The following is a 21,467-nucleotide window of genomic DNA, read 5'->3' on the forward strand; positions in this document are numbered from 1 at the left end:
CTCAATTCAGAGCGATCCGGATCGCCGCTGCTGCCACCAGTGGCGCCAGCACCAGCGCTACCGCCAGTCCGGCGCCCAGCAGGAGCAGCGGGCCGACCGGATCCAGCCCCTGCGCCGCTGCAGCGACGCTGCCGGCGCCGAAGACCAGCACAGGCACGTAAAGGGGTAGGGCCAGCAAGGCGACAAGTATACCGGAGCGCCTCATTCCAACGGTCAATGCGGCAACCACGGCGCCCAGCAGGCTCAGCAGGGGAGTACCCAGTGCCAGGGCGGCCATCAGCACGGGCAATTGGGCCCGCGGCAGGTGCATCAGTTCGGCCAGGAACGGCGCTGCGAGTAGCAGCGGCAGGGCCGTGGTCGCCCAGTGCATGAGGGTGCGCACGCCGACCAGCCAGCCCAGCGGCACCGGCGCGAGCATCCATTGCTCCAGGGACCCGTCCTCGGCATCGCCGCGAAACAGTGTGTCCAGCGAGAGCAGGCCGGCCAGCAGGATCGCGACCCAGAGCACCGCCCCCGCGACCGCGGCAAGGGTGTCGGGCTCGCCGCCGAGGGCCAGCGCGAACAGCACCACCACCAGCAGCGCGAACAACGCGGGCTGGAACGCATCGCCGCGGCGGCGCCACAGCAGGCGCAGGTCGCGCTTCATCAGCGCCTTTGCGGAGCCGGGAAGACCGGGCAGGGCGCTGCTCATGCGATTGCCCCGCTGGACGGCCGGACCATCTCGAGCATGCGCGTGCGCACCGGCGGCGCCGCGTAGGCACCGTGGGTCGTCACCAGGGCCGCCCCGCCGCTGCGCAGGTGTGCCTGGATCATCCGGTTGACCAGCTCGATGCCTTCCAGGTCCAGGTTGGCGTAGGGCTCATCCAGCAGCCACAGCGGTGCCGGCGACAACCACAGCCGCGCGAGTGACAGCCGCTTCTTCTGGCCGGCGGACAGCTGGCGCGCGAGCGCGTCCTCGTATCCGCCCAGCCCGACGATGGCCAGGGCATTGATCGGCAGCTGGTTGCGCCGCCGTCCCTGCAGGCCGCACAGGAAGGACAGGTTTTCCATCGCGCTCAGGTCGGCCTTGAAGCCGGGCAGATGCCCCATGTAGGCAATGGCCCGCGCCCGGCGCGACGCCCGCGCCCGCTGCCCGTCGACATCCACCTCGCCGCCGTCGGCGCGCAGCAGGCCGGCCAGCACGCGCAGCAGCGTGGTCTTGCCGGAGCCATTGCCGCCTTGCACGAGCAGCGCTTCGCCCGCGTCCACCGAGAAATCCAGCGGGCCGAACACGGGGTCGTCATTGCGGGCGAAATGCAGGCCGCGGGCGGCAAGCAGGGGCGGGGCGGATCGATCGGCGGCGGTCATCTGGAGGCGTCGTGGCCGGTGGAACTCCGGGCGCCCATGTTAGCCGTTCGCTGCAGCATCCCGGCGGCGGGTGCTCCAGCGGAAGCAAACGCCGCCGCGCTGGGCGAGCCGGCGGCACAGGCGGCATCCCCGCCGCCCCGCGATTTCGTAGACTGGCTGTCTTTGCGAATCAAAGGTCCCGCCGATGTCGACCAACGCCACCGCCCCCAGCGTGCCCACCCCGGAAACCAAGTTGCCCAAGGTGGGCACGACGATCTTCACCGTGATGTCGCAACTGGCCGCTGACCACAACGCGGTCAACCTGGGTCAGGGGTTTCCCGACTTCGATCCGCCGGAACGGTTGGTGGAGGCCCTCGCCAGGGCGATGCGCGACGGACGCAACCAGTACGCGCCGATGAGCGGCATCCCGACGCTGCGCGAGGCGATCGCGGAGAAGACCGAGCGCTGCTACGGCTACCGGCCCGATGTGGATGCCGAGATCACCGTCACCTCCGGCGGCAGCGAGGCGATCCTGGACGCGATCCACGCCGTGGTCCGGCCTGGCGAGGAGGTGATCGTCCTGGATCCCTGTTACGACTGTTACGAGCCCGCCATCGAGATGGCCGGTGGCATTCCCGTCCACGTGCCGCTGGATCCGCACACCTTCGCCCCCGACTGGAACCTGATCCGCGCTGCGGTCACACCGCAGACCCGGATGCTGATGATCAACAGCCCGCACAATCCGTCCGGCGCGACGCTGGATGCGGACGACATCGAGCAACTGACCGCGCTGTTGCGCGATACCGACATCTACCTGCTGTCGGACGAGGTCTACGAGCATATCGTCTTTGACGGCGCGCGCCACGAGTCGGTGCTGCGCTATCGGGAACTGCGCGAGCGCGCGTTCGTGATCTCCAGTTTCGGCAAGACCTACCACTGCACCGGATGGAAGGTCGGCTATTGCGTGGCGCCGCCGGCCTTGAGCGCCGAATTCCGCAAGGTCCACCAGTACAACACCTTCTGCACCTTCGCCCCGGCGCAGTTCGCCTTCGCGGAGATGATCCGCGACGAGCCGGAGCACTACCTGGAGCTGGGCGCGTTCTATCAGCCCATGCGCGATCGTTTCCGCGAGCAGCTGATGACCACACGCTTCAAGCCCCTGCCGGTGCCGGGCGGCTACTTCCAGCTGGTCGATTACTCGGCGGTGAGTGATCTGGACGATGCCGAATTCTGCCGCTGGTTGGCGATCGAGCACGGCGTCGCCGCGATTCCGCTGTCCCCGTTCTATGGCACGCCACCGGCCGGGCAGCGGCTGGTCCGCCTGTGCTTTGCCAAGAGCGAAGCCACCCGCGATGCGGCGATCAAACGATTGGAGAAGCTGTGATGGACAACCTTCGTGTCTCCCTCGTCCAGGGCGAAACGCTCTGGCACGACCCGGCCGGCAACCGCGAGTATTACGGCGGCCTGATCGCGTCCCTGCGTGGCCTGACCGATCTGGTGGTGTTGCCCGAGACCTTCACCAGCGGTTTCTCCAACGATGCCATTGAAGACGCCGAAACCATGGACGGCGAATCGGTGGCGTGGATGCGCGAGCAGGCCAGGGCGCTGGACGCGGCGGTTACCGGAAGCGTGCAGATCCGCGACGGCGACAAGGTCTTCAACCGGATGCTGTTCGCTACGCCCGATGGCGGCCTGCACAGCTACGACAAGCGCCACCTGTTCCGTTACGCCGGCGAGCACAAGCGCTACGCCCCCGGCCGAGACCGGCTGACGGTGGAGTGGAAAGGCTGGCGTATCTGCCCCATGGTCTGCTACGACCTGCGATTCCCGGTGTTTTCCCGCAACCGTTTCGATGTCGAGCGCGAGGGGGCGCCGGACTACGACCTGGCCCTGTATGTCGCCAACTGGCCCGCGGCGCGTGCGCATGCCTGGAAGACGCTGCTGCGGGCGCGGGCGATCGAAAACCTCTGCTTCGTGGCGGGCGTCAACCGCGTCGGTACCGACGGCAACGACCTGGCCTATTCCGGTGACAGCGCGGTGATCGATTACGTGGGCGATGCGCTGAGCGAATGCACCGATCGCGAGCTGCTCACCACCACGACCCTGCTCGCGGCCGGATTGAGCGCCCACCGTGAGCATTTCCCGGCCATACTGGACGCGGACCGCTTCGAGCTGGAGTGAGCCACACGAATCACCGCAGCTGGATCGACCCGCCGTCGGCCATCAACGTCTGTCCGGTCATGTAGCGGCTGTCGTCGCTCAACAGGAAAGCCACCACCGGAGCGACGTCCTTCTCGGGATCGCCGAAATAGCCGAGTGGGATGCGGGAGGCCGCTTCCTGGTAGTGCTCCGGATGGCTGGCCTTCCATTTGCGCACGCCCTCGGTCTCCGCCTTGGGACAGACGACATTGACCCGGATCCGGTCCTTCGCCCACTCATTGGCCGCGACCCGGCTCAGGCCCCGGATGGCTTCTTTGGCCGCGGCGTAGCTCGCCTGTGTTTCCAGGCCGGTCAGCCCGGCGCCGGAGCCGAAGTTGACGATGGATCCACCGCTCTTGAGCAGTTGTGGATAGGCGGCGCGCATGAAAAACAGGGTCGCATTGAACCCGGTTCCAAACGACAGCGCCCAATCCTCCTCGGTCAGTTCCATCAACGGCTTCTGCCTTGACGCGTGGGCGTTGTTGACCAGTCCGGTCAGCTTGCCAAACCGCGAAATCGCCAGGTCGACCGCATCCAGCGCGGCGGCTTTGCTGGACACATCGGCCTGCAGGAAAGCGATATTGGCGGGGTCGCGATTCTCCGCTTCCTCGCCGGCGGTGGTGTCGATGTCCACCGCCACCACCGCGCGCCGCGGCGAACCAGTACCGACGTGATCGCGCCTCCGATCCCGGCGGCTCCGCCGGTAACGATGATGACCTGTCCATCAAGGTTGCTCATTTGATTTCTCTCTGATGCGTGGCGGGTTGACGATCGTCATGACGACGACCCGTCGGGGGCAGCATAGTTCGGGCCAGCATAGGCGAGCGGCGTGTCGCGACTGTGCAGAGCGCTCTGTGCACGCCGGCCTGTGCACCGGGGATCCGGGCTTTCCCGTGCCTTTAACAGCCCGCGGTGAATATTGAGGTCACTGGCCTTGCGCCCCCGTCGTCGAGGGTGGAGATGACGTCGCTCACAAAGTGGCTGTCTGTACTGGGGTTGGTTGCCTGCCTGCTGGTCCTGGTGCGGCCGGCTGCCGCGGACGCGCAGCGGCCTGCGGCATCCGCGGAGCCGGGCGGGGTGGTCGTGCTCGACATCAAGGGCGGAATCGGCCCGGCCAACCGCGACTACCTGGTGCGCGGCCTGCAGCGCGCGGCCGAGGACTCCGCTGCTGCGGTGGTCCTGCGCATCGATACACCCGGCGGTCTGGACGCCGCGACGCGCGACATCAACCAGGCCATCCTTGCGTCCGCGGTGCCGGTGATCGGCTGGGTGGCGCCGCAGGGCGCCCGGGCCGCCAGCGCAGGCACCTATGTCCTCTATGCCTGCCATCTGGCAGCGATGGCTCCGGCGACCGCACTGGGCGCGGCGACGCCCGTGCAGATGGGCGGGGCTGCACCGGGCCGCACCAGGGGCCATGACCCTGCCGCGCCTGCCGGATCCGATGAAGGCGCCGACGAGGCACCCGCCAGTCAGTCCGCGGACCCGATGTCGCACAAGGTGGTCAATGACGCGGTCGCCTACCTGCGCAGCCTGGCGGAATTGCGCGGCCGTGACACCGGCTTCGCCGAAGCAGCGGTGCGCGATGCCGCCACGCTGTCGGCCGATCAGGCGCTGCAAAGGCACGTGGTGGAGATCATCGCCGACAGCCTGGATAGCCTGCTGGCCCAGGCCGATGGTCGCGAAGTCCAGCTGGCAAGCGGCAGCGTGGTGCTTGCCACCCGAGGCGCGTCCGTCAAAGAGATGGCGCCCGATTGGCGCTCCAGCCTGCTGGCAGTGCTGACCAACCCGTCGGTCGCCTACATCCTCCTGCTGGCCGGAATGTACGGGTTGCTGCTGGAGGGTTACAGCCCCGGCGCCGTGCTGCCCGGCGTCACCGGCGCCATCTGCCTGCTGCTGGCGCTGTATGCACTGCAGGTGCTGCCGGTCAACTACGCGGGGGTGGGCCTGATTGCCCTGGGGGTCCTGCTGATGGGGCTGGAGTTCTCCGCGCCCAGCTTCGGTGCGCTCGGGATCGGCGGGGTGCTCGCGCTGGTGGCGGGCTCCTTGATCCTGTTTGACACCGACGTGCCCGGCTTTGGCGTGCCGGGGCAACTGATTCTCGGGATTGGCGTTGCCAGCGCCCTGTCATTCATGGGGCTGGTGTGGCTGATGGCGCGATCGCGCTCGCGTCCCGTCTCTGCATCCGCCGGTACGATGATCGGCCAGCGCGCCATCGCGATGGAGAATTTCGTCGGCCGCGGCCACGTGCGCATCCGCGGCGAGGTCTGGCAGGCCGAGTGCGACCTGCCGGTGACCCGCGGCCAGGCCCTGCAGGTGCAGGCCCTCGACGGCCTGTTGCTGCACGTCATCCCAATTGGTCCGGTGGACGCCGCGCGGGCCGGCAAAAAAGGAGTTCCACCATGAACCTGGTCATGTACTTCCCGATACTGGTGATCATCGCGCTGTTCTTCTTCAGCGCCATCAAGATACTTCGCGAGTACGAACGCGGGGTGGTGTTCCAGCTCGGCCGGTTCTGGAAGGTCAAGGGTCCGGGTCTGATCCTGCTGATACCCGTCGTGCAGCAGATGGTCCGCGTCGACATGCGCACCATCGTCATGGACGTGCCCTCGCAGGACCTGATCACCCGCGACAACGTGTCCGTCCAGGTGAACGCGGTGGTGTACTTCCGGGTCGTGGATGCCGAGAAGGCGATCATCGCGGTGGAGCATTTCTACGAGGCCACCAGCCAGCTGGCACAGACCACGTTGCGCTCCGTGCTTGGGCAGCACGAACTGGACCAGCTGCTGGCCGAGCGCGACAAGCTCAACAACGACATCCGTTCCATCCTCGACAACCAGACCGACGCCTGGGGCATCAAGGTGGCGAACGTCGAGATCAAGCACGTCGACATCAACGAGACGATGGTGCGCGCCATCGCCCGCCAGGCCGAGGCCGAGCGCGTGCGGCGAGCCAAGATCATCCACGCCGAGGGCGAGCAGCAGGCCGCGGAGAAGCTGGTCGAGGCGGCCCGGATCATGGGGGCCGACCCGCGCGCGATCCAGCTGCGCTACCTGCAGACGCTGACCGAGATCGCCGGGGACCGCACCTCCACGATCGTGTTCCCGCTGCCGATGGATCTCGTCGAGCCCATGCTGGCGCGGCTGAAGGAACCCGCCGTCGCCACGCGCGATGCGCAGGCTGCGCGCGCTCCCACCGGGCCGGGCACGATCACCCATGCAGGAGACGCAGACGCATGAGTCAGGATTACGCCACCACCGCGCCGACGCGGGAAGAATTGGACGCGATGCCAGGCATCTGCGTCATCGAGTTCGGCACCTCGTGGTGCGGCCACTGCCAGCGTGCGCAGGCGCCCATCGCCGCCGCCTTTGCGCCCCATACCGAACTGAAGCACATCAAGGTGGAGGACGGCCCGGGCCGGCGCCTGGGGCGGTCGTTCCGGGTCAAACTGTGGCCCACGCTGGTTTTCCTGCGTGATGGCGAGGAAGTGGCGCGCGTGGTCCGACCCACCGACGGGGCGGCCCTGGCGGATGCGCTTGCAGCCGTGGGACTGGGCTGATCCACGCCGGCCGCGCACGACGGCCCACGCCCGAGCCGTCGACCCGGCGTTAACGCCGTCGCACCTATCAATGGAGGCGACCGCATCCGGCCGGTTGCCATTCGCGCCGCTGCGCGTACGACGAGGACCTATGCCCCATCCATTGCACGCTTCCCGCATCGTTCCCGGCCGAGGCCTGCTGCCGGCGCTGTGTGCGCTCTCTATCGCGCTCGCCGCAGGCGGCTGCAACCGCGCTGCCGAAGACGGCACGCACATGGACCCGCCGGCCACCGCGGATGGCGAGATGCCATCCCCGACCGGCCCAGGCGGCACGCTGGTAACGGCGGCGGCGGACGCATCGGGCAGCCTGACCGTGATGTCCGTGGGCGGCCCCGGTGATTTTCTCGCCGACAACGACCGCCGCGCCGTCTACATGCTGGAAGGCGACGAGGACGGCACCGGCTGCGCGGCGTCCTGCCTGACCCAATGGGCGCCGCTGTTTCCGCCGACGGGTGAGCCGACAGTCAGCGGAGGCTTGAGTCCCGTCCTGATCGGAACCGTAGAGCGCCCCGACGGCAGCCGGCAGATCACCTACAACGGCCATCCGCTTTACCACTTCATCGGCGACAGCCGGCCAGGCGACACGCTTGGCCACCAGCGACATGACGAATGGGGCCAGTGGTACCTGTTGACGCCGCAGGGCAGTGCGCTTGGCGAACCGGTCGGCAAGCTGGAGGCACCAGTGCCGGACAAAGCAGCACCGGACGACCCCGCGCCGGAGGAATGAGAATCTGATCGGCGATCGACTGCAGCATCCCCTGCGCGGCATCCTTTAGGTCGGCTTAAGAGCGACCCGCTACAGTGGCGGGATGCTAAGCCTTGGTCCTTTCCCCTTGCCGGCGGCGATGCTGGCGGTCGCGCTGATCGTTGCAATCCTGGTCTCACGCTGGTTTGGCCGGCGCCCGCGCGGCGGCATTGAGGCGTCTGGCACCGACGGGGTTTCCTCCGCACCCAGCGCGTCCTCGGTCCTCTTCGACATGTTCTTTGTCGGCGTCCTGGCCGCGCGGCTGGCCTTCGTGTTGCGCTGGTGGCCGGCGTACGTGGCGGAGCCCTGGTCGGTCCTGCGCATTGGCGACGGCGGCTTTACCTGGTGGGCCGGCGTGCTGGCCGCCCTCGGCTGGGGAGCGTGGAAGCTGCGCCAGCGCCCCGGGCTGCGGGTCCCGCTGATCGCAGGAAGCGTGTCTGGACTGCTCGCTTGGGGAGCCTTGCTGGGATCGGTGTGGCTGATGCACCAGTCCAGCGTCGAGTTGCCAAGCACGCAGATGACTACGCTCGACGATGAGCGCGTAAGCCTCTCGGCGATGTCCGGCCAGCCGCTGGTGGTCAATCTGTGGGCCACCTGGTGCCCGCCGTGCCGCCGCGAGATGCCGGTACTGGCCAAGGGCCAGCAGTCCACGCCCGATGTCGGATTCGTGTTCGTGAACCAGGGCGAGGGCCCCGAGCAGATCCGCGACTACCTCGACGCCGAGGGCCTGTCGCTCGACAACGTGCTGCTCGACCCGTTTTCCAGCCTCATGAACGAGATGGGCGCGCGCGGCCTGCCGACCACGCTCTTCTTTGGCGCCGATGGGCGGCTGGTGGACTTCCACATGGGCGAGCTGACCGAGGCCGGTCTCGCCAGCAAGCTGAAGGCCATCCCCGGCTCGCCCGTACCACTTCCCCCCACTCCCCCGGAGGTGCCGTGATGGCACGCAAGACCACCCATTCCTGGCTGCTGCTGGCCCCGATCCTGCTGTTGGCCAGTGCCTGCAGCGACGCCGTGGAATCAGGCGCCCAGCCGGCGCCGGCCCAGCCGGGCGCGAACGCCGCATCTTCCGCCGCTGGCAAGAAAACCGGCAACTATCCCGCGCCCATCCAGGCGTTGGAAGCGCAGGGCCTGGAGGTGCTGGGAACCTTCAAAGCGCCGTCGGGCCTGACCGGCTATGCCGGGATCGCAGGCGGCAATCCGGTCTCGATCTACCTGACCGGCGACGGGTCGCATGCCCTGATCGGCACGCTCGTCGACGCGCAAGGCAACGATGCCGGAGCGGACGCGATGCGCGATCTGGTCGTCAAGCCGATGTCGGAACGCATCTGGAACAAGCTCGAGAACGCGACCTGGGTGCAGGACGGGAAGACCGGTGCGCCGCGGGTCATCTACACCTTCACCGACGCCAATTGCCCTTACTGCCACAGCTTCTGGGAAGCCGCGCGGCCCTGGGTGGACTCGGGCAAGGTCCAGCTGCGGCATGTCATGGTCGGCGTGATCCGCCAGGACAGCGCCAACAAGGCTGCCGCGATCCTCAAGGCGCCGTCGCCCGGAAACGCGCTGGCGGACAACGAGCGCAAACAGTCCAGCGGCGGCATTAAACCTATGTCGGCCATTCCTGCGGACGTGCGCACCCAGCTGGACAGCAACGAACGCCTGATGCTGGAGCTGGGCTTCCAGGGGACGCCGGGCATCCTGTTCCAGGACGAGCAGGGCAACGTCCAGCGTCGCTCGGGCATGCCACAGGGCAACGATCTCAACGTCGTGCTCGGGCCGCGCTGATGGTCCTCAGCGCCTCAAATCAACGACGGCCACGCAGCGCATCGGCGATCCGACGCGCTGCGATGTTTCCTGCGGCCGTCTAGACGATGCCCGTGCTGTAGAACACGCCGATGATCACCATCACCGCCAGGGTCTTGATGATCGTGATCGCGAAGATATCCTTATAAGCTTGGCGGTGGGTCAGGCCGGTTACGGCCAGCAGCGTGATCACCGCGCCGTTGTGGGGCAGGGTGTCCATGCCGCCGGACGCCATCGACGCCACGCGGTGCAGCACTTCCATCGGTATGCCCGCCGCATTCGCGTTGGCGATGAAGGTCTCCGACATCGCCGCCAGGGCGATGCTCATGCCGCCCGATGCCGACCCGGTGATGCCTGCCAGGGCGGTGACGGTGATCGCCTCGTTCACCAGCGGATTGGGGATGGCGCCCAGCGCGTTGGCTACGATCAAGAAGCCCGGCAATGCGGCGATCACGGCGCCAAAGCCGTACTCCGATGCGGTGTTCATGGCCGCCAGAAGCGCCCCGGAGATCGCGTCCTTGGTGCCGACCGCAAAGCTGGTGATAACCGGCTTCCAGGCAAACGCGATGACCGACAGGATCCCAACCAGCAGCGCTCCTTCGACCGCCCAGATGGCGACCACGGACGAGATCTGCTGCACCACCGGCGCGTTCGTCCCGATCACGGCCGGATCGAAGGAATGGCTCTCGCCGTAGTAGCGCGGGATCCAGTTGGTGAACAGCTTGTTGGACACGCCCACCAGGATCAGCGGCAGGATCGCGAGCATCGGATTGGCCAGCTTGCCGCCGGTGAACTCGGCCGGCTCGTTGAGCAGCTTTGCAGGATCGCCATAGCCTTCACCGGCTTTCAGCGCGACACGACGGCGCCACTCCAGATAGCTCATGCCGACGATCAGGATGAACACGCCGCCGATCGTTCCCAGCCACGGCGCCGCCCAGGTGTCGGTGCCGAAAAACGGGGTCGGGATGATGTTCTGGATCTGCGGCGTGCCGGGCAGGGCGTCCATGGTGAAGGTGAACGCGCCCAGCGCGATGGTGCCGGGAATCAGGCGTTTGGGGATGTCGCTCTGGCGGAACAGTTCGGCGGCAAACGGATACACCGCAAACACCACCACAAACAGCGAAACGCCTCCGTAGGTGAGCAAGGCGCAGACCATCACGATGGACAGCATCGCCCGACTGGCGCCGAACAGCTTGATGGTGGCGGCGACGATGGCCTTGGAGAAGCCCGACAGCTCGATCACCTTGCCGAAGATCGCCCCCAGCAAAAACACGGGAAAGTAGAGCTTCAGGAAGCCGACCATCTTGTCCATGAACAGGCCGGTGAACATCGGCGCGACCAGGCTCGGATCGCTCAGCAGTACCGCGCCGAGCGCGGCCACCGGCGCGAACAGGATGACGCTGTAGCCGCGGTAGGCGACGAACATCAGGAACGCCAGCGCGCCCAGGACAATCAGGAAATCCATGTCAACCCCGCCATGCGCCACTCCCCGTGTATCAGTGACCGAGGAGTGTCCGCGCAGAGCCCGGCGCCGGGCATTGTCCGAAGGTACAGCTGTGATGGTTGCCCGCCCCACCTAGTCTGGCGGCCAGGGTGGAGCGGGTCCGGGTTTGCCGTGGATCCGAAACCTCGACACGACAACCGGCAAGCCAATCGAATTCAAGGGGAGAGACCGTATGTACCGTAAGCAGTTGAGTGTCGCCATCGTCTGCGCGTTGCTCGCGCCGGGCGCCTGGGCGCAGCAGGCGTCAAGCGCAGCGCCGGACGTCACCGCGCAGGACAGCCAGGCCAGGACGCTCGACACCGTGACGGTGACGGCCCGTCGACGCACCGAGTCCATCCAGGACGTGCCGGTCGCGATCAGTGCATTCGGCGAGGAAGCCCTGAAGGATCTGCAGGCCGATACCGTCGAGGGCCTCCAGGGCGTCGTGCCCAACATGAACATCGTGCAGGGCCGCGGCTCGGCCAACTCGATCAACGTCTTCATCCGCGGCATCGGCCAGCCCGACGCGCTGCAGACCTTCGATCCCGGCGTCGGCATGTACGTCGATGACGTCTACTACTCGCGCATCAACGGCGCGATGTTCTCCCTGTTCGACGTGCAGCAGGTGGAAGTGCTGCGCGGCCCGCAGGGCACGCTGTACGGCAAGAACTCCACCGGCGGCGCGATCAAGGTCACCACCAAGAACCCGTTCGAGAACACCGGCGGCGCGGTCGAGGCCACCGTGGGCAACTTCGGCCAGCGCGAAGGCAAGTTCTACTTCGGCGGCGTGCTGAACGACTCGGTCGCGATGAGCCTGGCCGGCGCGATGAGCGAGAGCGACGGTTACGTGACCGACCCGTCGACCGGCCGCAAGTACAACGGTGACGAAAACAACGCCCTGCGCGGCAAGATCGCCTTCAAGGTCAGCGACACCGTCAACGCCACCCTGTCGCTGGACCGCAACAAGCAGTACGCGCCGCTGACCCTGGGCCAGCCGACCGCGCCGCTCATCCAGACCGACCTGGCGTTCGGTCCCGTGATCCTGAAGCCTGCGCCCACTGGAGAGTACGATTTCCGCACCCGCACCTCGTTCGGCCCGAACCAGGGGCAGGAGATGACCCATACCGGCGCCAGCCTTGCCGTTGATTGGGACATGAGCGCGCAGTGGCGCTTCAAGAGCATCAGTGCCTGGCGCAAGCTGAAAACCGAGTCCTTCATCGACATCGATGCCTCGGAGTTCGAGTTGGGCGACGTGCTGGTGGCGATCGACCAGAACCAGAAGAGCCAGGAATTCCAGTTCCAGTACGACAACGGCAGCAACCTGCAGGCGATCTTCGGCCTGTATTACATGAACGAGAAGGTGCCTTCCTATCAGGAGGCCTATGCCAGCGATTTCTTTGCCTTCGCCGGAACGCCGATCTCTTTCCTACGTACCATTGAGGACGATCTCGATACGACCTCCAAGGCCGCATTCGCCCACATGAGCTGGGAGTTTGTCCCGACCTGGACCCTGGCTGCAGGCTTGCGGTACTCCAAGGACGAGAAGGATTACGCCCGCTCCACCAGCACCTACTGGGGACCGCTCTTTGCTGCTCTGAACGAGACCGTTGCATTCGACGGTCGCCAGAGCTGGGACGCCTGGACGCCCTCGATCAGCCTGCAGAAGGCGTTCAGCAGCAACGTCATGGGCTACCTCTCCGCCAACCGTGGCTTCAAGTCCGGCGGTTTCAACGGACGCGCCAACAGCGTTCTGGAAACCACCCAGGCGGTGTTTGATCCGGAGTTCGTCTGGACTTACGAGGCAGGCCTGAAGATGCGTTCGAACGACGGTCGCCTGCAGGGCAACGTCACCGCCTTCCACAGCGAGTACAAGGATTTCCAGGCACGCGTGTCGGAGATCGTGAACCCGGGTTCGCCGACCCCGAGCTTCTCCTTCCCGGTGCTCAACGCCGCGTCGCTGAAGATCGACGGCGTCGAGTTCGAGGGCAGTGCGCTGCTGGGCGAAGGCACCCGCCTGTCGGGCCAGCTGTCCTACATGGATGCGCGCTACGACAAGTTCGTCGACCCGCGCGTGCAGCTGAATCCGGCGCTGGCCAACCTGCACGACCATGTGCCGTTCTCGCCTGACTTCACCGCGCGAGTCGCCCTGCAGCACACCTTCATGCTGGACGGCGGGGCCGGCTTCACCATCGGCGGCGATGTGTCCTACCGGGATGACACCTGGCTGTCGGTCGACAACCGCAGCAACCTGATGCAGGAGGCCTACGCGACCTACGGCGCCTTTGGTGTGTGGGATTCGTCGGACTACGCTTGGCAGGTCCGCGCCGGCGTGCGCAACTTGGGCGACAAGGTCTACAAGACCGACGGCCAGGAATTCTCCAGCGTTGCCAACATCCAGACCGCGTACTACGGCATGCCGCGCAACTACTACCTGTCGGTGCGCTACAACTTCTGACCGGACGGGATTCCGGTTGGGCAAAACGGCGGCGGCCCATGGCCTGCCGCCGTTTTTGTTTCACGGTCCCGTCCGTATGTACCCATCCGGCCCGAGCTAGCCGCCGGGCTGGAAGCTGACCGGCACGTTGACCACGCCCGTGGTGGGTCGGCCGTCCTGGGTAGCGGGCTGGAAGCGCCACCGGCGGACCGCCTCGACCGCAGCACGGTCCAGATCATTGGACCCGCTGCGACGTGCCACGCGGACCGCCGTAGGCACGCCGTCCGCACCGATCATGGCCTCCACCATCACCGTTCCGCTTTCGCCACGGCGATTCGCGCGGGCGGGGTAGCGCGGTGCCGGCGTCTGCCCGGCCAGTGGTACCGGCGGAACAATCGGCGAATTCGACGCGGGGGCATACACGGGCGCAGGGCCGGGGTCGAACGACGGAGCGCTTTCCACCACCTGGGCCGGTTCCGGCTCGATGAACGCCGGGGACTGGGTCTGCGCCGCGGCGCTTTCGGCGGGAACCTCGATACGCTCGCCCGTGCCATCGCCGGTCGGTACCGGCAGCGGCGTGTAGTCGGCGGCGACGGCGTCCGCCGGTGCCTCGCCGGGACGGTAGAAGTCCGGCTCGCTGCGGCTGCGTGCCCAGATGATCGCGAACAGCAGCAAGCCCGCCGCCGCCGCGAAAATCACCACCCACCACATGCGTTGGGTGGGCAGCCATCGGGCGGGATCAAAGCGGGGGCGGGACGTTGCAGGCATGGCCAATCCGGGAGTCTGGGTAAGCGCATTGTGCACACGCGCGGTTAACGAGGCGGCAATCGGCTGCCCTCCGCGGCCGATCCACGCAATAATGCGCGGTCCGATACCACCTTGCGGTCCCGTCATGCTTGATCCAAACCTGCTGCGCCAGCAGCCCGACGAACTTGCCGAGCGCCTGCAGCAAACGCGCGGTCACGACCTGGATGTCGCCGCGTTGCGCGTCCTGGAAACCGAACGCAAGCGGATCCAGGTGCGCACCCAGGAGTTGCAGAACCTGCGCAATACGCGGTCCAAGGCCATCGGCCAAGCCAAGGGCAAGGGCGAGGACGCGAGCGCGCTGCTGGCCGAGGTCGCCGGCTTCAGCGAGGAGCTGAAGACCAGTGAGGCCCGCCTGGATGCGATCCGCGGTGAGCTGGATGCCATCGCCCTGGGCCTGCCGAACCTGCCCGATGCCTCCGTGCCGGGTGGCGCCGACGAGAGCGACAACGTCGAGCAGCACCGCTGGGGAACGCCGGGCGTCTTCGCCTTCCCGGCCAAGGACCATGTCGAACTGGGCGCCCGCCACGGCTGGCTGGACGGTGACACCGCGGCCAAGCTGAGCGGTGCGCGCTTCACCGTCCTGCGCGGCCCGATCGCGCGGCTGCACCGTGCGCTCGCCCAGTTCATGCTGGATCTGCACACCGGCGAGCACGGGTTCGAGGAAACCAGCGTGCCGGTGCTGGTGAACGCTGAGAGCCTGGTCGGCACCGGCCAGTTGCCGAAGTTCGAGGTCGACCTGTTCGCCACCGCGGTCGGCGAGAGCAAGCGCTATCTGATCCCGACCTCCGAGGTGCCGCTGACCAACATCGTCCGCGAGGAGATCCTGGCCGAATCCGAACTGCCCATGCGGATGACCGCGCACTCGATGTGCTTCCGTGCCGAGGCCGGCGCCTACGGCCGCGATACCCGCGGCATGATCCGCCAGCACCAGTTCGAAAAGGTCGAACTGGTCAGCATCGTCCGCCCGGAAGACTCCGACGCCGAACACCAGCGCATGACCCGCTGCGCCGAGGTGGTGCTGGAGAAGCTTGGGCTGCCTTACCGGCGCATGCTGCTGTGCTCGGGAGACATGGGTTTCGCGGCCAGCAAGACCTTCGACCTGGAGGTGTGGCTGCCATCGCAGGACACCTACCGCGAGATTTCCTCGGTCTCCAACTGCGATACATTCCAGGCCCGGCGGATGCAGGCGCGCTGGCGCAACCCGGCGTCGGGCAAGCCGGAACTGGTGCATACCCTCAACGGCTCGGGCGTAGCGATCGGCCGTGCATTGGTTGCGGTGATGGAGAACTACCAGCAGGCGGACGGCTCGATCGTGGTGCCCGATGTGCTGCGTCCGTACATGGGCGGGATCGACCTGATTGCGTGATTGCGTGATCGCCTGCGCGCCCGACCGCAGACCGCTCACCGCCTGACCGAACAGGCGAGCCAGCTGCCCGGGAAGTTTTTGAAACTGATCGTTGCGATTTGCAGCCTGTGCTGATCAAATGCTGCCCAATGTTCCGCTATTGGAATTGTCAGGCATGCAGGATCTCAACGATCTTCACTATTTCGCGATGGTCGTGGAACACGCCGGCTTCGCTGCGGCGGAGCGGGCGACCGGCGTCCCCAAGTCGCGCCTGAGCCGACGCATCAGCCAGCTTGAAGCGGAGATGGGCGTTCGCCTGCTGCAACGGTCCACGCGCCGTTTTGCGGTAACCGAGGTCGGCAATTCGGTCTACCGCCACGTCCAGTCCATGCTCGCCGAGGCGCAGGCAGCCCGCGAAGTCGTCGATCGGCTCAGCGCCGAGCCGCGCGGCGTGATCCGGGTCAGCGTCCCGGTGGGTGTCGCCCAGCAACAGATGCCCAAGCTGCTGCCGGGGTTCCTCGGCCGCTACCCGGAAGTGCGCGTGCAACTGCATGTCAGCAATCGCCGGGTGGATGTGATCAATGAGGGCATCGACGTGGCCCTGCGCGTGCGCAGCAAGCTGGACGACGACGGCAGCCTGGTAATGCGCAGCTTCGGGCAGATCCAGGAGTTGCTGGTCGCCAGTCCCGATTACCTGCGCAAGATGGGTCGTCCCTCGACCCCGCAGGAACTCTCCGAGCACGTCACCATGAGCATGAGCGAGGACGACGCCCGGCAACGCTGGGAACTGCACGGCCCCGAGGGAGACGTCCAGCCGGTCGAGATCAAGCCGCGGGTGATGGGCTTCGACCTGCCCATGTTGCTCTCGCTGGCGATACAGGGCGTAGGCATCACCCTGTTGCCCGAGAGCGTGTGCGCCGATGCGGTGCGCCGCGGCGACCTGCACGTGGTGCTCCCGGCGTGGCGTTTGCCTCAGGGCATCTTCCACGCCGTGTTTGCCTCCCGCCGCGGCATGCTGCCTGCCGTGCGGGTGTTCATCGATTACCTCGCCGAGACCGTTCCCGCGCTGGTCGCCGATGCGCGCCTGGGCTGCGGCGACATCAACCGCAAGCCCTGCAGCGAGGCGGAGTTGAAGGCGTTCCGGCGCTGACGCGTCGGCGATGCTCGTGCGATAATCCGGCGCGGCGGTCCAGGTGCAATGCCGGTCCGTCCGCGTGCAGTCACGCGGTTTGCACCACCCCGCCGCCCAACAGCGGCAACACCAGTTCCAGGAAGAGTGGCCGAGCGGTTGAAGGCACCGGTCTTGAAAACCGGCGAAGGGTTAAACCTTCCGTGGGTTCGAATCCCACCTCTTCCGCCATTTCCCCGGTTCAAATCCTTTCGCTGCGGCCCGATGCCACGCCCTATGTTGCGCGGGGTCAAGCGCGGCGGTAGCCTCGCGTGGAGGGGACTACATGGATCGTAGACAAGGAGGGGTCAATGGGAATTACGGTTTTCATCGTGGACGACCACGCGCTGGTGCGTACCGGCATGCGCATGATCCTGTCGGCCGAGGACGGTATCCAGGTCGTGGGCGACGTGGAGAGTGGCGAGCTGGCCTTGCCGCTGATCCGCCAACTGCAACCCGATGTGGTGCTGTGCGACCTGCACCTGCCCGGTGTGAGTGGGCTGGAGGTCACCGAGCGGGTGGTGAAGGGCGGGCACGGCACGCGGGTGATCATCGTCTCGGTGCTGGAGGACGGCCCGATGCCGCGGCGACTGCTGGAGGCTGGCGCGTTCGGATACGTCGGCAAGGGCGGCGATGCCACCGAGCTGGTGCGTGCGGTACGCGCGGTGGCCCGCGGTCGACGCTATCTGGCCAGCAACATCGCCCAGAACCTGGCGCTGTCCGGGCTGGAGGGGGACGATTCCCCGTTCGATGAGCTCTCACCGCGCGAGCTCGAAGTGGCGTTGCTGTTGGCCCAGGGGCTGCGCCAGGAGGAGATCGCCCGGCGGTTGTGCCTGAGCGCGAAGACGGTCAACACGCACAAGAGCCGGATGTTCGAGAAGCTGGGCATCAGCGACAACATCGCGCTTGCCAGGCTGCTCGGCCAGCACGGTCTGCTGGAGCCCAGCCGGGTGCTCTAGCCGGCCGGGCTGTTCAGGGCAGGGCGGCCAGAGCCGCGAAGGATCAGTACAAAATGAAACGGGCCGCGTACGCGGCCCGTTTCATTGGTGGCTTTGAACCACCGCCTTCGCAAACGTCAGGCGTTGTGCTTTTCGTCCGCCGCGTCCTTCGCTTCCGGATCCTTCTGCTTCTCTTCGGCGCTCTGGCCTGCCGCGTTGTTGCTACCGGGACCGTCGCTGTCGAAGAGGTGGGCCGTCCGCGGTTGCTCGTCCTTGCGGGCATTCACCGCTTCCGCTGCAGGCTCCACCGACACCGTCTCCGTTCGCACAACGGTTGGCGGAGCGACTACGACCGCCGGCAGCGCCGATGGTGCGTCGCCGGAGTCATCGTCGGCGTTCTCGCCCGTGATGTAGCCGGGATTGGCGCGGACCTGAGGGGCCTGCACCTTGGCAGCCGTGACCTTCGCAGTTGGCATCCTCTCAGCCGGCGTGGCCGCGTCTGCATCCGCCCGGGCGGGCTCCGGCGCGGGTTCTTCCGAAGCCGGGGTCGCCGAATCAGGCGACTGAGCCTTGTCCGAATCCGGACTGTCCTGCGCCGCCGGCGCGTCGCTGCCGTGGGTCTCGCTGCCTTCGTCCGCGGCAACCGTCTGCTTGCGGGCCCTCGGCTGACGCGGCGTCCTCGGCGCGCGTGGCTTGCGCGCCCTTGGTGCGGCAGCGTCCCCGGCGTCGGCACTTTCTGCGCTGTCCGCGCTGTCGGCACTTTCGCCGGTCTCCACACCGTCGTCGGCCTCCGGACCCTTCGGCGCTGCCGGTTCCTGCGAGGTGGCGTCGGCGGCCGCGGTCCCGTTTTTCGCGGAGGCCGCCTTCGCCTCGGGCTCTACGCCCGCTCGCTGCGTGCCCGACCTCGACTCCGCCTTCCGCGCTTCGTGCTGTGTGTGGTCGGACTCCGGCACGTCATCAAAATCAAACTCCGGCTGCGCCCGGCTGACTGCCGTCGAAGCGCCACTGGTCTGCGCCTCGCCTGAGCCTTCCTCATCGGCGGAAGCTTCATCGGTCAGGACGTTGTCGGACGTGTGATCCGGGGCCGAACCCGCGTCGGCGCCACCACGGCGACGGCGACGTCCACCACGACGGCCGCGGCGACGGCGACTAGTGCCGTCCGGATTGTTGTCGTCCTCGGCCGGGCCGTGGCCCGGAGCCGTGCTCTCCACCGGCTGCGTGTTCTGGGCCGCGCGTGCGTGGTCCTTTTCTGCGGCGCGCTCGGTTCCCGTTGAAGCCGCGGCGGCCGTGGCAACCGCGGCCGCCACCGCCGGCTGATCGGCGTTGTCGACCTGCGGAGCGCTGACATCGCGACCGGATCGATCACCGCGGGGCTGGCGGGGCTGGCGCTGCGTCGACTTCTCCGCGGCATCCATTGCCGCCACGTTTGTCTCGTCCTGGCGACGCGGCTGCTTTTCCCGCTGCTGTCGCGGTCCGCGTCCATTGCCCGACGCGGCGCGATCATCCTGGGACGGACCGTTGCCACGCTGGGCGTCGTCACGGCGTCCGCCGTCGCGGCCTTGTTGCTTGCCGCCACCACGGCGCTGCCCGCCGCGATCCTGACGGTCACCGCGCTCGCCGCGCTCGCCGCGCTCGGCCTGGCCAGTGCCGTTGGAACGGCCACGAGCACTGCCCGAGCGCTCGGTCGCCGTATCGGTCGTCGGCTCAGGGGTGCCGCGGAAGAACCGCATGATGCGGTCGACCATGCCGACCGAGTGGGTGGGTGCAGCAGCTGCCACCACCACCGGGGTCGGCGCGACGGGCGCGGGCACGTCAGCCTGGCGCGGTTCACGCAACGGCGCCGGCTGGGCCGGCCTGACATTGGTCACCGCGGCGATGACCGGAACATTGAGGTTCGCCTTGGTCAGCGCGTGGGTTGGCAGCTTGCGCTGGCTTCCGCGGTGGTAGCTCGGACGGTTGCTGTCTTCGCCCAGCTCGTTGTCGCGCAGCCGGCTGACTTCGTAATGCGGGGTCTGCAGGTGCTCGTCGGCCACGATGACGATCGGCGTGCCGTGGCGCCGCTCGATCTCGCTGATCGCGCGACGCTTCTCGTTGAGCAGATAGTTGGCAATCTCGACCGGCGCCTGGACCAGGATCTGTCCGGTGTTCTCCTTCATCGCGTGCTCTTCGCTCACGCGCAGGATAGAAAGCGACAGGGACTCGACACTGCGCATGCGGCCATGCCCTTCGCAGCGCGGGCAGACCAGCTGGCTGGACTCGCCCAGGCTCGGACGCAGCCGCTGCCGGCTCATCTCCAGCAGGCCGAAGCGGGAAATACGGCCGACCTGGACGCGGGCGCGATCCTGCTTGAGCGCGTTCTGCAGGCGGTTTTCGACCTCGCGCTGGTGCTTGCTGGAGGACATGTCGATGAAATCGATCACCACCAGTCCGGCCAGGTCGCGCAGGCGCATCTGGCGGGCGACTTCCTCGGCCGCCTCCAGGTTGGTGTTGAACGCGGTTTCCTCGATGTCGCTGCCGCGCGTCGCGCGTGCCGAGTTGACGTCGACCGCGGTCAGCGCCTCGGTCTGGTCGATGACCAGCGCGCCGCCCGAGGGAAGGCGCACGTCGCGCTCGTAGGCGTTCTCGATCTGCGACTCGATCTGGAATCGGTTGAACAGGGGCACGTCGTCGGTGTAGTGCTTGAGCTTGCGCAGGTTGTGCGGCATCACCTGCTCGACGAACTCGCGCGCCTCGGCGTACATCTCCTCGGTGTCAACCAGCACCTCGCCGATGTCCGGACGCATGTAGTCACGCAGGGCGCGGATGATCAGGCGGCTTTCCTGGTAGATCAGGAACGGCGCGGGCTTGGTCAGCGCCGCGTCGGCCACCGACTTCCAGACCTGCAGCAGGTAATCCAGGTCCCACTGCAGTTCCTCGGCATCACGGCCGACACCGGCGGTGCGGATGATCACGCCCATGTCGTCGGGGATGTTCAGCGCATCCATCGCACGCTTGAGTTCGGCGCGGTCCTCGCCCTCGATCCGGCGCGACACGCCGCCCGCGGTGGGGGAGTTGGGCATCAGCACCATGTAGCGCCCGGCCAACGAGATGTAGGTGGTCAGCGCCGCGCCCTTGTTGCCGCGCTCTTCCTTGTCCACCTGGACCACGACTTCCTGCCCTTCGCGCAGCAGTTCCTTCAGACCGGCCTTGTTGTGGTCCACGCCCGCGGCGAAATAGTCGCGCGAGATCTCCTTCATCGGCAGGAAGCCGTGTCGATCACCGCCGTATTCGACGAACGCCGCCTCCAGCGAGGGCTCCAGGCGGGTGATCTTGCCCTTGTAGATGTTGGACTTTTTCTGTTCCTGCGACGGTTGCTCGATATCGATGTCGTACAGGTTCTGCCCGTCGACAATCGCGACGCGCAGCTCTTCGGCCTGCGTCGCGTTGATCAGCATGCGTTTCATTGTTGCATTCCTCGCGCGCTCTACCGCGCGGAACGCCTTGGCGTTTCGCCTCTGGACACTGCGTCCCGTCGCCGCGGAATGGAACCTGCAGGCCGGTGAACCGGCGTGCGCGCGCTGACGTGACCTGACAATTTCCAGCGCTTCTACACCACGGCACACCGCGGGAGCGCTTGTTTTTGTT

General features: G+C 67.1%; 18 protein-coding genes and 1 tRNA gene. 13 read left to right on the forward strand and 6 right to left on the reverse strand.

Annotation, left to right across the window (positions count from 1 at the left end; translation table 11 throughout):
- Position 1: 1 nt before the first annotated feature.
- Positions 2 to 691, reverse strand: coding sequence for a heme exporter protein CcmB (gene ccmB, locus INQ41_RS06265; protein ID WP_193987040.1), 690 nt, complete (start codon positions 689 to 691; stop codon positions 2 to 4).
- A complete protein-coding gene (ccmA, locus tag INQ41_RS06270) occupies positions 688 to 1,347 on the reverse strand; it encodes a heme ABC exporter ATP-binding protein CcmA (protein ID WP_193987041.1) in 660 nt (219 codons plus the stop codon). The genes ccmB and ccmA overlap by 4 nt, the downstream gene beginning before the upstream one ends.
- 184 nt (positions 1,348 to 1,531) lie before the next feature.
- On the opposite strand from ccmA, the gene INQ41_RS06275 reads away from it, so the two are divergent.
- Together INQ41_RS06275 and INQ41_RS06280 are read left to right on the forward strand one after the other, a co-directional pair.
- Positions 1,532 to 2,710, forward strand: coding sequence for a pyridoxal phosphate-dependent aminotransferase (locus INQ41_RS06275; protein WP_193987042.1), 1,179 nt, complete (start codon positions 1,532 to 1,534; stop codon positions 2,708 to 2,710).
- Entirely contained in the window at positions 2,710 to 3,507 is a 798-nt protein-coding gene (locus tag INQ41_RS06280; RefSeq protein ID WP_193987043.1) for an amidohydrolase, read from the forward strand. Before INQ41_RS06275 ends, INQ41_RS06280 begins: the two co-directional genes overlap by 1 nt.
- Positions 3,508 to 3,517: 10 nt before the next feature.
- On the opposite strand, the gene INQ41_RS06285 is transcribed toward INQ41_RS06280, so the two are convergent.
- On the reverse strand, positions 3,518 to 4,159 hold the full coding sequence (locus INQ41_RS06285) for an SDR family NAD(P)-dependent oxidoreductase (protein WP_248285359.1): 642 nt from the start codon (positions 4,157 to 4,159) through the stop codon (positions 3,518 to 3,520).
- A gap of 326 nt (positions 4,160 to 4,485) precedes the next feature.
- On the opposite strand from INQ41_RS06285, the gene INQ41_RS06290 reads away from it, so the two are divergent.
- The 6 genes from INQ41_RS06290 (at position 4,486) to dsbG (ending at position 9,650) form a co-directional block, all read left to right on the forward strand.
- Positions 4,486 to 5,928, forward strand: coding sequence for an NfeD family protein (locus INQ41_RS06290; protein WP_193987044.1), 1,443 nt, complete (start codon positions 4,486 to 4,488; stop codon positions 5,926 to 5,928).
- The gene (locus tag INQ41_RS06295; protein ID WP_193987045.1) at positions 5,925 to 6,761 is read left to right on the forward strand and encodes a slipin family protein; all 837 of its coding nucleotides are present in this window, start codon (positions 5,925 to 5,927) and stop codon (positions 6,759 to 6,761) included. Before INQ41_RS06290 ends, INQ41_RS06295 begins: the two co-directional genes overlap by 4 nt.
- Positions 6,758 to 7,081, forward strand: a complete 324-nt coding sequence (locus tag INQ41_RS06300) for a thioredoxin family protein (RefSeq protein ID WP_193987046.1) — start codon at positions 6,758 to 6,760, stop codon at positions 7,079 to 7,081. The genes INQ41_RS06295 and INQ41_RS06300 overlap by 4 nt, the downstream gene beginning before the upstream one ends.
- Positions 7,082 to 7,211: 130 nt before the next feature.
- Positions 7,212 to 7,847, forward strand: a complete 636-nt coding sequence (locus INQ41_RS13235; RefSeq protein ID WP_228076738.1) for a COG4315 family predicted lipoprotein — start codon at positions 7,212 to 7,214, stop codon at positions 7,845 to 7,847.
- A gap of 82 nt (positions 7,848 to 7,929) precedes the next feature.
- On the forward strand, positions 7,930 to 8,805 hold the full coding sequence (locus tag INQ41_RS06310) for a TlpA disulfide reductase family protein (RefSeq protein WP_193987047.1): 876 nt from the start codon (positions 7,930 to 7,932) through the stop codon (positions 8,803 to 8,805).
- Complete coding sequence (gene dsbG / locus INQ41_RS06315; protein ID WP_193987048.1) at positions 8,805 to 9,650, forward strand: thiol:disulfide interchange protein DsbG; 846 nt, start codon at positions 8,805 to 8,807, stop codon at positions 9,648 to 9,650. Before INQ41_RS06310 ends, dsbG begins: the two co-directional genes overlap by 1 nt.
- 79 nt (positions 9,651 to 9,729) lie before the next feature.
- On the opposite strand, the gene INQ41_RS06320 is transcribed toward dsbG, so the two are convergent.
- Complete coding sequence (locus tag INQ41_RS06320) at positions 9,730 to 11,133, reverse strand: GntP family permease (RefSeq protein ID WP_193987049.1); 1,404 nt, start codon at positions 11,131 to 11,133, stop codon at positions 9,730 to 9,732.
- A 211-nt stretch (positions 11,134 to 11,344) separates the two neighbouring features.
- Between INQ41_RS06320 and INQ41_RS06325 the strand changes: the two genes are divergently transcribed.
- Complete coding sequence (locus INQ41_RS06325) at positions 11,345 to 13,606, forward strand: TonB-dependent receptor (protein ID WP_193987050.1); 2,262 nt, start codon at positions 11,345 to 11,347, stop codon at positions 13,604 to 13,606.
- 96 nt (positions 13,607 to 13,702) lie between these two features.
- Here the strand turns inward: INQ41_RS06325 and INQ41_RS06330 are convergent, their stop codons facing one another.
- Entirely contained in the window at positions 13,703 to 14,353 is a 651-nt protein-coding gene (locus INQ41_RS06330) for an energy transducer TonB (protein WP_193987051.1), read from the reverse strand.
- 124 nt (positions 14,354 to 14,477) lie between these two features.
- On the opposite strand from INQ41_RS06330, the gene serS reads away from it, so the two are divergent.
- The 4 genes from serS (at position 14,478) to INQ41_RS06350 (ending at position 17,864) form a co-directional block, all read left to right on the forward strand.
- Positions 14,478 to 15,758, forward strand: coding sequence for a serine--tRNA ligase (gene serS, locus INQ41_RS06335; protein ID WP_193987052.1), 1,281 nt, complete (start codon positions 14,478 to 14,480; stop codon positions 15,756 to 15,758).
- A 154-nt stretch (positions 15,759 to 15,912) separates the two neighbouring features.
- Positions 15,913 to 16,887, forward strand: a complete 975-nt coding sequence (locus INQ41_RS06340) for a LysR family transcriptional regulator (protein WP_193987053.1) — start codon at positions 15,913 to 15,915, stop codon at positions 16,885 to 16,887.
- A gap of 120 nt (positions 16,888 to 17,007) precedes the next feature.
- Positions 17,008 to 17,097: transfer RNA gene (locus tag INQ41_RS06345), tRNA-Ser, on the forward strand.
- Positions 17,098 to 17,216: 119 nt separating this feature from the next.
- On the forward strand, positions 17,217 to 17,864 hold the full coding sequence (locus tag INQ41_RS06350) for a response regulator (RefSeq protein ID WP_193987054.1): 648 nt from the start codon (positions 17,217 to 17,219) through the stop codon (positions 17,862 to 17,864).
- A gap of 116 nt (positions 17,865 to 17,980) precedes the next feature.
- On the opposite strand, the gene INQ41_RS06355 is transcribed toward INQ41_RS06350, so the two are convergent.
- Positions 17,981 to 21,277 (reverse strand): ribonuclease E/G, encoded by a 3,297-nt coding sequence (locus INQ41_RS06355; RefSeq protein WP_193987247.1) that lies wholly within the window; start codon positions 21,275 to 21,277, stop codon positions 17,981 to 17,983.
- Between the last annotated feature and the right edge of the window lie 190 nt (positions 21,278 to 21,467).

It is taken from the genome of Lysobacter ciconiae, from assembly GCF_015209725.1.
Classification (GTDB): Bacteria; Pseudomonadota; Gammaproteobacteria; order Xanthomonadales; family Xanthomonadaceae; genus Novilysobacter; species Novilysobacter ciconiae.

Excerpts from the sequence above, each read along its gene's own strand:
- INQ41_RS06340 (WP_193987053.1), top strand. The coding sequence starts at position 15,913 with ATGCAGGATCTCAACGATCTTCACTATTTCGCGATGGTCGTGGAACAC.
- serS (WP_193987052.1), top strand. The coding sequence starts at position 14,478 with ATGCTTGATCCAAACCTGCTGCGCCAGCAGCCCGACGAACTTGCCGAG.
- INQ41_RS06280 (WP_193987043.1), top strand. The coding sequence starts at position 2,710 with ATGGACAACCTTCGTGTCTCCCTCGTCCAGGGCGAAACGCTCTGGCAC.
- INQ41_RS06295 (WP_193987045.1), top strand. The coding sequence starts at position 5,925 with ATGAACCTGGTCATGTACTTCCCGATACTGGTGATCATCGCGCTGTTC.
- INQ41_RS13235 (WP_228076738.1), top strand. The coding sequence starts at position 7,212 with ATGCCCCATCCATTGCACGCTTCCCGCATCGTTCCCGGCCGAGGCCTG.
- INQ41_RS06290 (WP_193987044.1), top strand. The coding sequence starts at position 4,486 with ATGACGTCGCTCACAAAGTGGCTGTCTGTACTGGGGTTGGTTGCCTGC.
- INQ41_RS06355 (WP_193987247.1), bottom strand. The coding sequence starts at position 21,277 with ATGCTGATCAACGCGACGCAGGCCGAAGAGCTGCGCGTCGCGATTGTC.
- ccmA (WP_193987041.1), bottom strand. The coding sequence starts at position 1,347 with ATGACCGCCGCCGATCGATCCGCCCCGCCCCTGCTTGCCGCCCGCGGC.
- dsbG (WP_193987048.1), top strand. The coding sequence starts at position 8,805 with ATGGCACGCAAGACCACCCATTCCTGGCTGCTGCTGGCCCCGATCCTG.
- INQ41_RS06310 (WP_193987047.1), top strand. The coding sequence starts at position 7,930 with ATGCTAAGCCTTGGTCCTTTCCCCTTGCCGGCGGCGATGCTGGCGGTC.
- INQ41_RS06320 (WP_193987049.1), bottom strand. The coding sequence starts at position 11,133 with ATGGATTTCCTGATTGTCCTGGGCGCGCTGGCGTTCCTGATGTTCGTC.
- INQ41_RS06350 (WP_193987054.1), top strand. The coding sequence starts at position 17,217 with ATGGGAATTACGGTTTTCATCGTGGACGACCACGCGCTGGTGCGTACC.
- INQ41_RS06275 (WP_193987042.1), top strand. The coding sequence starts at position 1,532 with ATGTCGACCAACGCCACCGCCCCCAGCGTGCCCACCCCGGAAACCAAG.
- INQ41_RS06300 (WP_193987046.1), top strand. The coding sequence starts at position 6,758 with ATGAGTCAGGATTACGCCACCACCGCGCCGACGCGGGAAGAATTGGAC.
- INQ41_RS06325 (WP_193987050.1), top strand. The coding sequence starts at position 11,345 with ATGTACCGTAAGCAGTTGAGTGTCGCCATCGTCTGCGCGTTGCTCGCG.
- INQ41_RS06330 (WP_193987051.1), bottom strand. The coding sequence starts at position 14,353 with ATGCCTGCAACGTCCCGCCCCCGCTTTGATCCCGCCCGATGGCTGCCC.
- ccmB (WP_193987040.1), bottom strand. The coding sequence starts at position 691 with ATGAGCAGCGCCCTGCCCGGTCTTCCCGGCTCCGCAAAGGCGCTGATG.